The sequence below is a fragment of the Streptomyces sp. NPDC101165 genome, from assembly GCF_044768135.1.
Lineage (GTDB): Bacteria > Actinomycetota > Actinomycetes > Streptomycetales > Streptomycetaceae > Streptomyces.
The window spans coordinates 194,267-208,795 of sequence record NZ_JBIWPG010000003.1 but is presented as its reverse complement, the minus strand read 5'-3'; the positions used below and the strand labels follow the sequence as shown (position 1 = coordinate 208,795).

Genomic DNA, 14,529 nt, shown 5'->3' with positions numbered 1-14,529 from the left:
GGTGCTTATTGGGTGTTCCCCCCCCCGCCGCTGGCGGGGGGGGCGGCGCGGCGGGGCCCCCCCCCCCCCCCCGGGGGGGGGGGGGCCCCCCCCCCGCCGGACTGCGGCGGCCTGCTGGACCCGCTCGCGACCTTCCCGCTGCGCCTGTACGACGTGCTGCGCGAGCGCGACCACGTCCTGCTGCTCCACGCGGACTCCGCCGACGGGACCAAGGGCTTCGAGCAACTGGCCGACACGGCTCGCGGTCTCGCGCATGACCAGCTGACCTGCTACTGCGTGCTGCCGGTAGGCGTGGACGCCGGTCCGCTGCCCCTGCCGGTGCTGCGCGACGGCCGCGGTGAGTTCCGTGAGCGGTACGGGGCCGGCGGGAGCGGGGCGTTCCTCGTACGCCCGGACGGGTATCTCGGCGCGCGGGTGTCCCCGGCCGACCCCGGGTCGCTCTCCGCGGCGCTCACCCGGGTGTTCGCCTGAGGGCCGGTCCAGATCTGCGAGTCAGTCCAGGCCCGGCACCGGCGCACCCGAGGGCACACCGGCTCCGACGTAGCCGTCGTAGAACTCCTTCCAGGGCGCGCTCGCCCCTGCATGGGGCCCCGCGAAGCGCTCGCCGCGGGCCTTGGCGTCGAGAGCGGCGAGGCAGACCTCCCAGCCGGCGCCGTTGCGGGCGGCGGTGTTCTCGGCGACGAGGACGTTGGTGAGGGTGAACCGGGTGCGTCCTTCGCCGGCCTCCGCCAGGTCGAAGTGGAGTTCGTCGCCGCCCCACTCGAAGGAGAGGCGGCGGGGCGGGTCGACGGCGAGCACCTTGCCGGTGGACTCCGGCATGTTGGGGTCGCCGCTGAACCGGATGGTTCCGCCGGGGCGCAGGTCCATCTCGGCGCGGGAGGGGAACCACTGGGCGAGTTCGTCCGGGTCGGTCACGAAGTACCAGACGCGGTCGACGGGATGGTCGTAGGTGCGGCTGAAGCGGACCGCGGGGCGGCCGTCGTCGAGGGTCAGATAGGTGCCGGTGAGGTCGACGGACATGGTGCTTCGGTCCTTCGCGAGGGGGGGTGTCAGGTGTCGTCCGACGTCTCGTCGAGGCGGCGGCCCAGCGCGTCGAGGCTGGTGTTCCACAGCCTGCGGTACGGGGCGAGCCAGGCGTCGAGGGCGGCGATCGGGGCCGGGTCGAGGGCGTAGACGCGGCGCTGCGCGTCCTGCCTGACCCGCACCAGACCCGCCTCGCGCAGCACCTTCAGATGTTTGGAGGTGCTCGGCTGGCTCAGTCCGCATGCCTCCACGATCTCCCCGACGGGCCGGGGCCGCTCCAGGAGCAGAGCGACGATGGCCCGCCGGTGGGGGTCGGCGAGAGCGGTCCAGAGCGCGGCGTCGGACATGGGACCAATATGCCTCTGCGGTTATATTCCCGTCAAGGAATGCATGGTGGGGCCCCGGGAGCGGGGCCCTCAGAAGTTGGATATCACGCTGGTCAGCACCTCATTGAGGATCTTCGGGTCCTTGGCGTCGTAGGCGTGCGCCCCGGTGGCGGCGGCGATCTCCTCCAGCACGGTCCTGCCGTTCACGTCCTGCTGGTCGGCCTTCGACCCGTAGGCCACGGTGAACACGCGGACCCGCTTGTCCGGGGTGCCGATCCTGGCGAGCACGTCCTTGAGGGTCGGCGTGGGCGGCACGCCCTCGTTGCGGCCGTCGGTGAGCAGCACGATGGCGTTGATGGCCGCCGGGTCATAGTCCTTGCGCATGGTGTCCACCGCCGCGTCGACCGTGCCGTACAGGCCGGTCGCGCCGTTGGGGACAAGGCCGCTCACCTCGTCGTTGAGTTCGCTGCGGCGGGTCAGGCCGTGGTGGTCCGTCAGCTTCTCCCCCATCGGACCGATGTCCACCAGGGGAAGGTAGTGCTGCTTGCCGCCCAGATTGGCCGCGTTCGAGAACTCCCACAGCCCTACGCGGTCGGTGGCGGCGAAGCCGTCGAACAGGGGATGTTCGGCTTTCTGCAGCAGCTCCATCTTGGTCCGGCCGGTGCCCGGCACCTTGTCGTCCATCGACTTGGAGGTGTCGATGACCACGAGCACGTTGGCTCTGCGGCGCAGCGTCGCCCACACCTGCTGCAACCGGTCGAGCACCTTGCCGTCGGGCGCGTCGTAGCCCTTGATCTGCGGGTCGTCGAGGGCGCCGTGGTCCTGGTCGATCCCCGTGTGCGGGAGGACTTTGCCCTCATAGGTCCGGTAGCCGTACGGCGCGAAGTACTTCCGGTACGCGTCGGTGCTGTGCAGGTAGGCCAGGAAGTCGTCCGACACCTTCTGCTTCGCCTTGCTCATGCCCCCCAGCTGGACGTAGGGGTGGTCGCTGGCCGGGTCGCTGTCCTTCGGATAGAAGGAGACGAGGGGCGTCTTCGGCTTGCCCCGTTGTTCGCAGCCGCGCGTGTAGCTGTAGGCCCCACAGGGATACCCCTTGTTGTAGGCGACGACCGCGCTCTCCTCGACCGTCACGGCAGAGATGTACTTGAGCACTTCCTCGCGGCCGCCCCTGTCGTCGGCGGCACGCAGATTGGCCAGGAAGGTCAGGGTGGTGTCGCCGTAGTGGACGACGGACTTCTCGATGTTCCGGACGAAGGCCTGGTTGGCGGACGAGTCGACGTCGCGGAGGGACAGCTCGCCGGTGGTGCCCGTCTTCGCGTAGAACGCGCCGATGGTGGCGTTCAGTCCGGACGTGGAGTAGTCGGGGTTCGTCTTCCCGAGCTTGAGGGCGCCCCACTGCTGGTTTCCGTGCTCCTTCCAGAAGTGCGTGGGGTCCTCGGCCCACTTCGCCAGGTCGCTCCAGCCGATGGTGGTCTCCGGCCAGCCCATGGTCTCCGCCATCGGCTTGGGCATCGCGATGGTCAGCGGGCTGGTCACGATGGACCGCGGCTCGCTCTCCGGCAGGAGCCGCCGCCCTTCACCTGTCGTCCGGGCCAGGTCGACCCACTCGCTGCCGGCGGGCGACCACACGTCGGGGCGCGGCCCGTCCTCCTCGGGCCAGCCTCGCTGCAGGGCGCGCATGGCGGTACCGGAGTTGACCGACGACACCTCGACCTTCACACAGGTGCCGTCGGGGCTTTGGCGTGCCCCGTAGTCACGGGCGGCGTCGCCCAGGGACTTCGAGAGGTCGATGGACGCGGCGACGTGAAGCTTGACGTGGGCCTGAGACACCGAGCAGGACTCCAGCGCCGAGTTCTTGTCCGAAGTGCTGGAATCGGGCGTGCCGCCCTTGAGCAGGACGGCGACGAGCACTCCGACCACGGCCACCACGCCAACGGTTATGAGGGTGGCACGGGTACGCCTGGAGGGCCTGACCCTCGCGCCTAACCCGGTGCGCGACAGTAGCGTCGGACGGCGGCGAGGCGGGGGCACGGTGAGCGGCTCCCCCTTCTCCGGCTGCCCGGACTCGTCGGCCCCGGCCGCCGACGCGACCAAGCCCTCCTGGGACGCCGAACCCGCCCCGGAGGCACCGCCAATACGCACTCCATCAGGGAGAGTCGGAGTCTCCTTCTCAGGCGGCAGCGAAGCGAGGATCCGCACGGCCACCGCGGCCGCGCACCACGCCGCGATCTCCTGGGAACCGCCCGCGTCCGCCCGGCTCTTGCCCCCGTCGGCCTTGTCGCTGATCCCGCGGATCGTCAACGTGTCGAGTGCGCCGACGATCTGGGCGGCCCGGCACACGCCGGCGCTCTCCATCTCGATCGCGACGGCGTCGTCGTAGTTCCCGCGCAGCAGGTCGCCCAGCTCGGATTTCTCCCGGTCGAGCACGACGTTGCCGGAGGCGATCGGCGCGACCCGCACCCGGCCGGCGAGCTCGGGCCCGAAGGTGATCCGCTGGACGTGCTGGAGGAGCCACCACGGCGCCTCCCATTCGCGGGGCCGGTAGTGGCCGCCGTCGGAGCTCTGCTTCTCGCGGTAGTCGTAGATGCGCTCGCCGATGACCACGTCGCCGATCCGCACACTGTCCTTCAGCCCGCCGGCGACACCGACGAAGAACAGCACCCTCGGCCGGTAGAGGTCGTGGGCGTGTTTGGCGACCACGGCCGCGTTGTCGTTACCGGCGCCGGTCTGGGCCAGGACGACGGTCCACGCAGTGCCGGGGAGCCGGCCCCGCTCGAAGATCGTGCCGCCCTCGATGTCCCGGGTGAGGTCCTCGAGCCGACCCTTCACCGCGTCGTACTCGACCTTCAGCGCGGTCAGGATCACCGCGACGGGACCAGAAGAAATGTTTACCACCTGTAACCGATTCTCGACTCAGAGCCCCCATGCCGACGGCGCCACCGTAGCGGACACCAACGCCCCAGGGGACCAGGTCCGACCACCCCGGAAAACGAAACGTTGCCGTTTCGCTGCAACTCCTCTAGGGTCCATGTGTACGAAACGGTTTCGTTTATGCCGTGGTCGCGCCTCCCTCGAACTCCTCGAACGACTTCCCTGGAGTGGTTCCCCATGCCCCAGAACACCCTGACCGACGGCCCCCGCACAGGGGCCCTCGCGAAGGCCCACGCCGAGCCCTCGGGCAGGCGGTGGTGGATCCTCGCGATCACCGCCGTCGCCCAGCTGATGGTGGTCCTCGACGCCACGATCGTGAACATCGCGCTGCCGTCCGCCCAGGCCGACCTCGGCTTCTCCGACGACAGCCGGCAGTGGATCGTGACCGCCTACGCGCTGGCCTTCGCCTCGCTCCTGCTGCTCGGCGGGCGGATCGCCGACCTGTTCGGCCGCAAGCCCGCCTTCCTCGTCGGCGTCGTCGGCTTCGCCGCGGCCTCCGCGCTCGGCGGTGCCGCGAACGGCTTCACCATGCTGGTCGCCGCCCGCGCCCTGCAGGGCGCCTTCGGTGCGCTGCTCGCTCCGGCCGCGCTGTCCCTGCTCAACACGACCTTCACCGACGCCAGGGAACGGGCCCGCGCGTTCAGCGTGTACGGCGCCATCGCCGGTGCCGGCGGCGCGGTCGGCCTGCTGCTCGGCGGTGTGCTGACCGACGCGCTGGACTGGCGCTGGACCCTGTACGTGAACGTGGCCATCGCGGTCGTCGCCTTCGTCGGCGGCTGGGTGCTGCTCGGCAACCACCGCGACGCGGCGAACGCCAAGCTGGACGTGCCGGGCACGGTCCTGGTCGCCGCCGGTCTGTTCTCCCTGGTGTACGGCTTCTCCAACGCCGAGACCCACGACTGGGGTTCGCCGCTGACCTGGGGCTTCCTGATCGCGGGCGGACTCCTGCTGGCGGCCTTCGCCTGGTGGCAGACCCGGGCCGCGCACCCGCTGCTGCCGCTGCGCATCCTGCTCGACCGTGACCGGGGCGCCTCGTTCGTCGCGGTGCTGATCACCGGCGCGGGCATGTTCGGCGTCTTCCTCTTCCTGACCTACTACCTGCAGCTCAACCTCGGCTTCAGCCCCACCAGGACCGGCGTGGCGTTCCTGCCGATGGTCGGCGCGCTGATGGTGACCGCGCAGGTCGGCACCACGGTCCTGATGCCCCGGATCGGCCCGAAGGCGGTCATCCCGCTGGGCTTCGCGATCGCCACGGCCGGCATGGCCTGGCTCACCGGTATCGGGCTCGGCTCCCACTACGTCAGTGCGGTGCTGCCGCAGCTGATCGTGATCGGCGTGGGCCTCGGCCTGGTCATGCCGCCGGCCATGCAGCTGGCCACCGGCGGGGTGGCGGCCGAGGACGCGGGTGTCGCCTCGGCGACCGTCAACGCCATGCAGCAGGTGGGCGGTTCCATCGGTACGGCCCTGCTGAGCACCCTCGCTTCGAGCGCCGCCACCGACTACCTGTCGGGCCACAACCCCGCGAGCAAGCTGGTGCAGGCGCAGGCGACGATCGAGAGCTACACCACCGCCTTCTGGTGGTCGGCGGGCCTCTTCGCCGCGGGCACCGTCATCGCGTTCCTGCTCTACCGGCGCGGGGTGCCGAAGCAGGACGCCGGGGCCGCGCCCGTCGTCCACATGTAGGACCGGGTTCCTGGTCCGAGGGGCCGCCGTCAGCAGGGAGACGGCGGCCCCTCTGCGCTGTCATGGTGGAGGTATGCGCAAGGCGTCGGCGGCGCTGGGCAGCGCCCTGTTCCTCGTCGTGGTCTCCGGCAGCGCGGCCGTGCTGGTCCCGTGGTGGCTGACCGACGGCTGGCAGGCCGGTGACTGGTGGCTGCCGCTGCGGCTGCTCGGCCTCGTTCCCCTGGCGGCCGGCACCGCCGTGATCCTGGAAGCCTTCACGCGGTTCGCCCTGGAAGGGCTCGGCACCCCGGCACCCGTCGCACCGCCTGCGCGGCTCGTGGTGAGCGGGCCGTACCGGTACGTCCGCAATCCGATCTACCTCGCGGTCGTCGCCGTGCTCTGCGGCCAGGGCCTGCTGCTCGCCCGGCCGGTGCTGTTCGGGTACGCGGCCGGAGCCTGGGTACTCACCTGGGCGTTCGTCCGCTGGGACGAGGAGCCGGGGCTGGTGCGCCGGTTCGGCGCGGAGTACGAGCGCTACCGGCGGGCGGTGCCGGCCTGGTGGCCGCGGCGCACGCCGTGGCGGGGAGCCTGAGAACGCGTCGCCGCCCGGCACGGCAACTGTCCGTGCACGGGCGGGTGTTGGCGTCGTCACCCCGTGTACGACACGAGTCACCAATAAGTGGTGTGGACACCTGTTGAAACCAGTTGTTTTTCGCCGCTCCCCGGGACGACCCCCCACAGGCCGTGCCCAGGGAGCGGCTTGGTGCCCGGAAGCCGGCGGGCGGCCCCACTCCGCCCGTCGGTCCCGGTGCGAGATCGCGGGTTCCCCGCTCCAGGGGCCGCACTCCCCAGTTGCGAGCCTGATCCGGCGATGCGAGGACCGTGCGATCCCGGTCTCTAGAAGGCGAAGACGCTGCTGTTCAGCGCATCCTTCATGCAGGTGTTGCCGAAGCTGCGCTCGTAGGAGACGCGCTTGCCCTGCCAGACGCCCTGGACGGTGACGACCACGGGGTCGTACAGCTTGGTGCACCAGACGTCGTCCCGGGTCTGCAGGGCCGAGAAGTCGCCGCCGATGCCGCGCAGTTCGGCGCAGGCCGAGGCCGCGGCAGGGTGGGTGCCCGAGGCTGTCGGGGCGCAGTTCAGGGTGACGGCGCGCTCCGGAGTGGCCGTCGCCGCGTTGTCGCCGTGGCCGGTGGTGAGGACCAGCGCAGAGGGGGCGTAGAGCGACGACGGGCCGGCAGCCGGTGCAGCGCCGGCGGCCCCGGTCAGGGGTCCGCAGACGGCGGCGGCCGTGAGGCCGAGAGTCGCTGCCCAGCGCGCGGTGTTCCGCATTGTGTGCATCCTTCCGCTCGAATAGACGGGTCGCGCTCCAGCCCGGTCGGTGCCGGAGCGGCGAGCGACACTCTGCCGAGTCCGTCGACGAAACACACATCGAACCCACATCTTTCAGTAACCTTGCGTGTTGAAACAGTGGCGTGAAGTTACGGAAATCGAACACGTCGACCCCATGACTGAGCGGTTCTTGATCGTGGGTGGCGGTCGAATGGCTGAAAACCACCGCCTAGTTAATAGGCCTGAAACATTCCGACTCTGCCCTCGGCGAACCCCTTCGTGACGCCTTGTGTTCATGAACCTGTCGGAGTAATTGTGATTACATGATTACGACAGAGCAGAGAGAGAAGCTGCGCGGCTGGTTCGCCGGCCGCCTGCCCGACGATCTCTTCGAGGAACTGGTCGAGGTCACCCCCGACCGCGAGGAGATCACCGTGATCGGCCGCATCCCGGAGCCCCGGCTCGCCGAGGGCGCCTCGGACGCCGAGCGGGAGGCCGCCGTACGGGCGCGGATCCAGGAGTTCCGGGAGCGGACCCGCGACGCGCGGATCGAGGTGGCCCGCGAGGCCGAGCACCTGTTCCGCCGGAAGGTGTCCTGGGGCGTGGTGTGCGGTGCGGAGCGCGCCCTGTTCACGCATGTGGCCGCGCCGGTGATGACCCGGCTGCGGCAGCCCGAGCGGCAGGTCCTGGACACCCTGATCGCCGGGGGCGTGGCACGCAGCCGCAGTGACGCCCTCGCCTGGTGCGTGCGTCTGGTGCAGCGTCACACCGACGACTGGCTGACCGAGTTGCGCGAGTCCCTGGAACACGTCCAGCGGGTCAGGGCGCAGGGACCGGACGGCGAGGAGGTGGTCGATTCCTCCACCGGCGACGGCGAAGATGGATGAAACGTCCTCTGGCAGGGGTCTTCTCCGGCGCCGTACGGTCGGCAGACCCCTCCGGGACGTCCTCCCGCCCGCGTCGCACACCCCCGCGGCTGCGACGGTCGTCCACCACCGCCGCGCCACGAAGCGCTCCATCGCCGCATACTCGCTGGAGCCCGCCTTGACCCCTCAGTCCCCCGACTCCCCCACCGCGCCGCCGCCGTCCCTGACCGAGGTCGAGCCCTACGGCGTCGAGCGCATCCCGGACGCGGACCGCACCGCGACCCCGCTCGACCTGTTCCGGGTCGCCTTCGGCGGCGCCAACACCTTCTCCACCTGCGTCCTCGGCGCGTTCCCGATCCTGTTCGGGCTCTCCTTCTGGCAGGGGCTCGCGGCCACCCTCCTGGGTGTGGTCGTGGGCGCGCTGATCCTGTGCCCGATGGCCGTGTTCGGCCCGGTCAACGGCACGAACAACGCCGTAGCATCGTCCGCGCACCTGGGTGTGCACGGCCGTGTGGTGGGCTCGTTCCTGTCACTGCTGACGGCCGTCGCGTTCTTCTCCATCTCGGTGTGGAGTTCCGGCGACGCCCTGGTCGGCGGCGCGTACCGGCTGTTCGGCCTGGAGCGCAGCACCCTGTCGTACGTCGTCGCGTACGCGCTGTTCGCCGGGCTGGTCCTCGCGGTGTGCGTCTACGGCTTCCGGTTCATGCTGTTCGTGAACAAGATCGCCGTGACCTCGGCGACCGTGCTGTTCCTGCTCGGCGCGATCGCCTTCGCCGGTGACTTCGACGCGTCGTACGCCGGTGTCTTCACGGCCTCGGCGGACGCGGCGACCAAGTCGCTGTTCTGGCCGTCGTTCATAGGTGCGGCCCTGATCGTGCTGTCCAACCCGGTGTCGTTCGGGGCGTTCCTCGGCGACTGGTCGCGCTACATCCCGGCGGGAACCCCACGCCGCAAGGTGGTCGGTGCGGCGTTCCTCTCGCAGATCGCGACGCTGCTGCCGTTCGTCTTCGGTCTGGCGACCGCGAGCATCATCGCGACGAAGGCGCCGAAGTACGTCGACCCGGCCGCGCCCGACTTCGTGGGCGGGCTGCTGGCGATCTCGCCGAGCTGGTTCTTCCTGCCGGTGTGCCTGCTCGCCCTGATCGGCGGCATGTCGACGGGCACCACCTCGCTGTACGGCACCGGCCTGGACTTCTCGTCGGTGTTCCCGAAGCTGTCCCGTGTCCGGGCGACGCTGCTGGTCGGCGTGCTGTCCATCGCGTTCATCTTCATCGGCCGGTTCGGCCTGGACCTCGTGCAGTCGATCTCGACGTTCGCCACGATGATCATCACGTGCACCACACCGTGGATGGTCGTGATGATGCTCGGCTTCTACACCCGCCGCGGCTGGTACGACCCGGACGCCCTGCAGGTCTTCAACCGCCGTCAGCGCGGCGGCCGTTACTGGTTCGCGCACGGCTGGAACTGGCGCGGCATGACGGCCTGGTGGGTGGCCGCCGTGATCGGCGTGCTGTTCACCGACATCCCGGGCCAGTTCGTCGGACCGCTGGGCGACCTGGCGAACGGCCTCGACATCAGCCTGCCGCTGTCGCTCGCGGTCGCCGCCGTGCTGTTCCTGGCGCTGCTGCGGCTGTTCCCCGAACCCCGGGCGGCGTACGGGCCCGAGGGTGCGCGCCTGGCCCGTACCGTCGAGGCCCCGGTGCCGCCGATCACCGGTCCGGGTGCTCCGGCGGACGAGGTGCCGACCGCACTCGCGGCCGAGGGCGGCCGATGACCGGGTGGTTCGACCTGTCGGTGCCCGTGGTCACCGGGATGCCCGTGTATCCCGGTGACCCGGAGGTCACGGTCTCCCCCGCCCTGCGGGCCCCGGCCGACGGCGTCAACGTCCTGTCCCTGCACCTGGGTTCGCAGTCCGGCACCCACGTCGACGCGCCGTACCACGTCGACGACGCCTGGCCCCGGCTGGACGAGCTGCCGCTGGACCGGTTCGCCGGGCCCGCGGTCGTGGCCGACGTCCGGGGGCTGCCCGCCCGGGCGCCGATCACACCGGCCCTGCTGGCCCCCGCTCTCGACGCCCTCGCGGATACGCCGGGCGCGCTGCTGCTCCTCGTCACCGGCTGGTCGGCGCACTGGGGCACGGACGCGTACCTCGCCCACCCCTGGCTGACCCCAGGGGCGGCCCGGGCCGTCGTGGCGGCGGGCGCGCGCACGGTGGCCGTCGACGCGCTCAGCGTCGACCCCACGCCCCAACCGGGTGATCCGGAGGCCGACTTCGGGCTGCCCGCCCATCGCGTGCTGTGCGGCGCCGGCGGGGTGATCGCCGAGAACCTCACCGGGCTGGAGCGGCTGGTGGGCGCGGAGGCGGTGGAGGTGTTCCTCTTCCCGCTGCGGCTGCCCGGGTCGGACGGGGCTCCGGTCCGGGCGGTCGCCCGGGTCGGCTGAGCGGCTCACGGGCCGTCGCCGGTCGCCGGGCCGGAATCCTCGGCGAGGCGGCCGGCCGCGCCCGAAGGCCCCCTGCCGACGTGCGCCTACTCGCCAGTATCGTCGGGCCGCAGCGCGTACTCAGCGACGAGAGGCGGACGGCCGGATGGCGAAGCACTGGGCGGACTTCCAGTACGAGATCTATCTGAACGGGATGTCAGGGGCCGTGCCCCGGCTGCCCACGGACCTGACCCGGCTGGAGGAGCTGGCCGCACACCGGCTCGGTCCCGGCCCGGTGGGCTATGTGGCGGGCAGCGCGGGCGACGGCAGCACGGCACGCGCCAACCGGGCGGCCCTGGACCGGCGCCGGATCGTGCCGCGCATGCTCAGGGACGTACAGGAGCGCGACCTGTCGGTGCGGGTGCTGGGCCGCGCCCTGTCGGCGCCGCTGGCCCTGGCCCCGGTGGGCGTGCTGTCGATCATGCATCCGGACGCCGAGTCCGCGGCCGCCAGGGCCGCCGCCGCGCAGGGGGTGCCGTACATCCTGTCGTCGGCGTCGAGTACGCCGATGGAGCAGGTGGCGGAGGCGATGGGGGACGCCGAGCGGTGGTTCCAGCTGTACTGGGGCAAGGACCGCGAGGTGACCCGGAGCTTCCTCGCCCGGGCGAAGGCGTCCGGATTCTCGGTGCTGGTCGTCACCCTGGACACCCCGCTGCTGGCGTGGCGGCCGCGCGATCTGGACCAGGCGTATCTGCCGTTCCTGCACGGGGTGGGCACCGCCAACTACTTCACCGACCCGGCCTTCCGGTCGGGTCTCGACAAGCCGGTGCACGTGGACCCGAACGCGGCGGTGCTGCACTTCCTCGGGCTGTTCGGGGACGCGAGCCACACCTGGCCCGATCTGGCGTTCCTGCGCGAGCAATGGGACGGGCCGATCGTCCTCAAGGGTGTCCTGCACCCGGACGACGCCCGGCTCGCCGCGGACACCGGGATGGACGGCGTGGTGGTCTCCAACCACGGCGGCCGGCAGGTGGCCGGCTCCGTCGCGGCGGCCGACGCGCTGCCCGGGATCGCGGAGGCGGTCGGCGACCGGCTGACGGTGCTGTTCGACAGCGGGGTGCGCACCGGCGACGACGTGTTCAAGGCCCTCGCCCTCGGCGCCCGGGCGGTGCTGCTCGGGCGACCGTACGTGTACGGGCTCGGTCTGGAGGGGCAGGCCGGCGTGGAGCACGTCATCCGCTGTCTGCTCGCGGAGTTGGACCTCACGCTCGCCCTGTCCGGGCACTCCACTCCGGCCACCGTCACGACGGACGACCTCGTCGAGGCCGCCGGCTGACGGGCTCGTGTCCCGCCGCCGGCCGGCGGCGGGACACGCCGATCGCTGCTACGTGCCCGTCCCGGGCAGCTCCGCAGGCCGTGCGGACGGCCCCTGGGTACCGGCTATCGACAGGGAGCCGGGACTCGCCGACGGCCCGTCGGTCAGCCAGCGCTGCCCTGCGGAGCGGTCCCGGACCTTGACGACGATGTCAACGCCCGCGGTCTCGCCGGCCGTGGCGAGGGCGAGGGTCTCGTCCCAGCGGGGCAGCAACTCGCCCTGCACGGTGAGGTCGTAGCGCACGTCGTTCCCGCGCCGCGCGCCCACGTCGGCACAGGTGCCCAGGATGACGACGCCCGCGTCGGCGTGCGAGTCCAGGCACAGGCCGGAGCCGGCCGCGCTGCGCAGCAGCCCGTCGGTCTCGTACGTCCACTGCTGCGTGGGCGCGGAGGAGCAGACGGCGAGCGTGGCACTCGCGCCGGCCGCGGGCTTGCCCTTGATGTCCAGGCACAGGTCGGCGGCGGCGTTGTGCAGCCGGGCCGGCCGGCCGGCCGTGGGCAGACCCGCCGTGCCGGGTGCGGTGGCCGAGGCGGGCGGGGACTGGGCGTCGGTGCCGGGGGCGGCGCCCGTCGAGGCGACCGGGCCGGTGGCGTCGCCGCCGTCCGGCCACACGCTGATCGCGAGGACGGTAGCGAGCAGCCCGGCCGAGGCGACCCCGACTCCGGTGAGCAGTGTCCTGGACGACCAGCCTTCGTCGGCCGCCCGGCGCCCGCGGGTCCGGGCGGGCGTCCCGGGATCCGCCCCGCCCCGCCGGCGCCCGCCGGGCACCGCGACCCGGCCGAGCAGTCCGGGTTTGCCGCCGCCGCGTCTGCGGCCGCCGGAGCGCCGGGACGTGCCGCGGGTGCGCGCGGGGCCGGGCCGTCGGCGGCCGGGGCGCGACTCCAGGTACCGGCGGGCGCCCCAGCCGAGGACCGCCTCGGCGAGCAGCACCCCGAGTCCGGCCTCGATCTGACCCAGTTGCTCGGCGGCGTGCCGGCAGTAGGGGCAGGCGGCGAGATGCTGCTGGACGTCCGGCAGCAGTGCGCCGCCCCGGCGGATCGGCACGTCGAGAAGACGGTTGTAGTGACGGCAGTCGGTGCTCGGCGCGAGTTCCCGGTGCGCGCGGACACAGCCTTCCCGGAATGTGTCGCGGGCCTGTTCGAGTGCCGCCGTCGCACTGTCGAAGTCCAGGCCGAGCAGTCCCGCGGGGACGCTTATCGGCTCTGCCTCGACCTCGGCGTGCCACAGCAACGCCTGTTCGAGCCGGGGAAGGCTTTGGAAAGAACGTTCGGACAGCGCACGGTTTTCCGGTATCAGGGACTTCGCGGTACGCATACCGCGGCCTCCGGCGGGTTTCAGAAGGCCCGGCAGTACGGCGGCTATCCGGTCCGTGGCGGCCCAGTTCACGACGGTGTCCCGGACCGCCACGAGCAGGCGCGGCCGTATCGCCTCGGCGGGTTCGCCGAGCGCGAGCCGGTCGAGAACCTGGTGGAAGGCCGCGGCGCAGACCATGTGGGCGAGGGGCCCGGGTGCGGCCAGGCAGATGACCGCGTAGTCGTGGACCGGCTGCCAGTGCCGGGCCATCAGGAGGGCGGCGGACCGTGAGGCCTCCGCGTCGGAGCCGGCGCGCAGCGGCGCGGCGAGGGACTCGTCCGACTCCCCGGTATCGCCCCCTGGGGGCGGATAGGGAGGACGAGGGGGGTGGGGGGTCACTGAGCGGATTCCTTTGTGCGTATGGCGAGTTGGCGCCCATCTCGGGGATGTGCGCGCGGGGAGCGGGAATTCTCCGGTGCGGCACTACCGGCCCGGTTCCCCAACTGCCGAAAGGACTCCGGCGATTTCCCCCCGCACGGTCGTTTCAACCCTTGCACAACTTCCACACGTGCAACAAGGCGCACGTACGACATCGGCCGGTTTGAAAGAAAGTCAGAATTCGGCGCGGACCGCAGGTCCGCCGCGTCGGCTTTCGGTTTTCCGTGCGCCCCGTGTGAAGGGTGCGCACACACCGGCCGACCACGCACGCTCCCGGGGTGCGTGGCCCGGTAGTGGACTGGGGTTCCGGCCCTCTTCGAAGGCCCCGCGTAGGGTGGGGGTCCCCCCGGCTCGAGCGAAGCCGAGAGTTGGGGGAGGCTCTCCTGCGCGAAACAGGCCGCCGGCCCCGTTCCTCCCGCCCGCGGCCGGCGGCCCCGGCGGCTTCCCCCGGCGGCCGCGGCGGCGCCAGATCTTGTCCGGATCAGATCTGCCAGGAACGGAGCCGGTCGGCCGCCCCGTACACGTCGGCCTTGCCGGACATCAGGTCGCGGGCGAGGTCGACCAGGGCGCCGTAGGGCGGGTCGATGCCGACGCCGCTGACGAACATGTAGGCCACCGCGGTCGCGCAGGCGAAGCGGGCGTTGGCCGCGGGCAGCGGCTTGAGCATGGCGAGGGTGTGCAGCAGGGCAGCGGCCCGCCAGGCCGGGTCGGAGTCCACCCCGAGCCGGGGCGGGTCGACGCGGTGCCGGGCGACGGCGGCGACCAGCGCGGAGAAGTCGTCGACCGTGGGCTGGTCGGGCAGGACCTCCTCGTGGCGCTGGAGCAGCCACGGGACGTCGATATGGATGACGGAGGGCATCAC

The 14,529-nt window shown here is 71.8% G+C and carries 13 protein-coding genes; 7 read left to right on the top strand and 6 right to left on the bottom strand.

The annotated features are described in order from the left end of the window. Positions 1-153 precede the first annotated feature (153 nt). Positions 154-471: a hypothetical protein gene (locus tag ACIRVH_RS07595; RefSeq protein ID WP_403949226.1), complete on the top strand. Its 318-nt coding sequence runs from the start codon at positions 154-156 to the stop codon at positions 469-471. 21 nt (positions 472-492) lie between these two features. Here ACIRVH_RS07595 and ACIRVH_RS07590 read toward each other — a convergent pair whose 3' ends face one another. From ACIRVH_RS07590 to ACIRVH_RS07580, 3 genes are all read right to left on the bottom strand, one after another. Continuing rightward, complete coding sequence (locus ACIRVH_RS07590; protein ID WP_403949225.1) at positions 493-1,020, bottom strand: SRPBCC family protein; 528 nt, start codon at positions 1,018-1,020, stop codon at positions 493-495. Between the two features lie 29 nt (positions 1,021-1,049). After that, the gene (locus ACIRVH_RS07585; protein ID WP_403949222.1) at positions 1,050-1,370 is read right to left on the bottom strand and encodes an ArsR/SmtB family transcription factor; all 321 of its coding nucleotides are present in this window, start codon (positions 1,368-1,370) and stop codon (positions 1,050-1,052) included. Positions 1,371-1,439: 69 nt separating this feature from the next. Then, complete coding sequence (locus ACIRVH_RS07580; RefSeq protein WP_403949219.1) at positions 1,440-4,244, bottom strand: substrate-binding domain-containing protein; 2,805 nt, start codon at positions 4,242-4,244, stop codon at positions 1,440-1,442. Between the two features lie 213 nt (positions 4,245-4,457). On the opposite strand from ACIRVH_RS07580, the gene ACIRVH_RS07575 reads away from it, so the two are divergent. Continuing rightward, a complete protein-coding gene (locus ACIRVH_RS07575; protein ID WP_403949217.1) occupies positions 4,458-5,963 on the top strand; it encodes an MFS transporter in 1,506 nt (501 codons plus the stop codon). Between the two features lie 73 nt (positions 5,964-6,036). Next, positions 6,037-6,534, top strand: coding sequence for a methyltransferase family protein (locus ACIRVH_RS07570; RefSeq protein ID WP_403949215.1), 498 nt, complete (start codon positions 6,037-6,039; stop codon positions 6,532-6,534). A 305-nt stretch (positions 6,535-6,839) separates the two neighbouring features. On the opposite strand, the gene ACIRVH_RS07565 is transcribed toward ACIRVH_RS07570, so the two are convergent. Beyond that, positions 6,840-7,274: a protease inhibitor gene (locus ACIRVH_RS07565; RefSeq protein WP_403949212.1), complete on the bottom strand. Its 435-nt coding sequence runs from the start codon at positions 7,272-7,274 to the stop codon at positions 6,840-6,842. A 323-nt stretch (positions 7,275-7,597) separates the two neighbouring features. Here ACIRVH_RS07565 and ACIRVH_RS07560 point away from each other — a divergent pair, with 323 nt between their 5' ends. From ACIRVH_RS07560 to ACIRVH_RS07545, 4 genes are all read left to right on the top strand, one after another. Further along, positions 7,598-8,161, top strand: coding sequence for a hypothetical protein (locus ACIRVH_RS07560; RefSeq protein WP_403949210.1), 564 nt, complete (start codon positions 7,598-7,600; stop codon positions 8,159-8,161). Positions 8,162-8,318: 157 nt separating this feature from the next. After that, complete coding sequence (locus ACIRVH_RS07555) at positions 8,319-9,914, top strand: purine-cytosine permease family protein (RefSeq protein ID WP_403949209.1); 1,596 nt, start codon at positions 8,319-8,321, stop codon at positions 9,912-9,914. After that, on the top strand, positions 9,911-10,582 hold the full coding sequence (locus ACIRVH_RS07550) for a cyclase family protein (protein ID WP_403949206.1): 672 nt from the start codon (positions 9,911-9,913) through the stop codon (positions 10,580-10,582). The genes ACIRVH_RS07555 and ACIRVH_RS07550 overlap by 4 nt, the downstream gene beginning before the upstream one ends. Before the next feature lie 145 nt (positions 10,583-10,727). After that, on the top strand, positions 10,728-11,897 hold the full coding sequence (locus ACIRVH_RS07545; RefSeq protein WP_403949203.1) for a lactate 2-monooxygenase: 1,170 nt from the start codon (positions 10,728-10,730) through the stop codon (positions 11,895-11,897). Between the two features lie 48 nt (positions 11,898-11,945). Here the strand turns inward: ACIRVH_RS07545 and ACIRVH_RS07540 are convergent, their stop codons facing one another. Beyond that, positions 11,946-13,628: an RICIN domain-containing protein gene (locus ACIRVH_RS07540; RefSeq protein ID WP_403949200.1), complete on the bottom strand. Its 1,683-nt coding sequence runs from the start codon at positions 13,626-13,628 to the stop codon at positions 11,946-11,948. A 520-nt stretch (positions 13,629-14,148) separates the two neighbouring features. After that, a complete protein-coding gene (locus ACIRVH_RS07535; protein ID WP_403949197.1) occupies positions 14,149-14,526 on the bottom strand; it encodes a toxin Doc in 378 nt (125 codons plus the stop codon). Between the last annotated feature and the right edge of the window lie 3 nt (positions 14,527-14,529).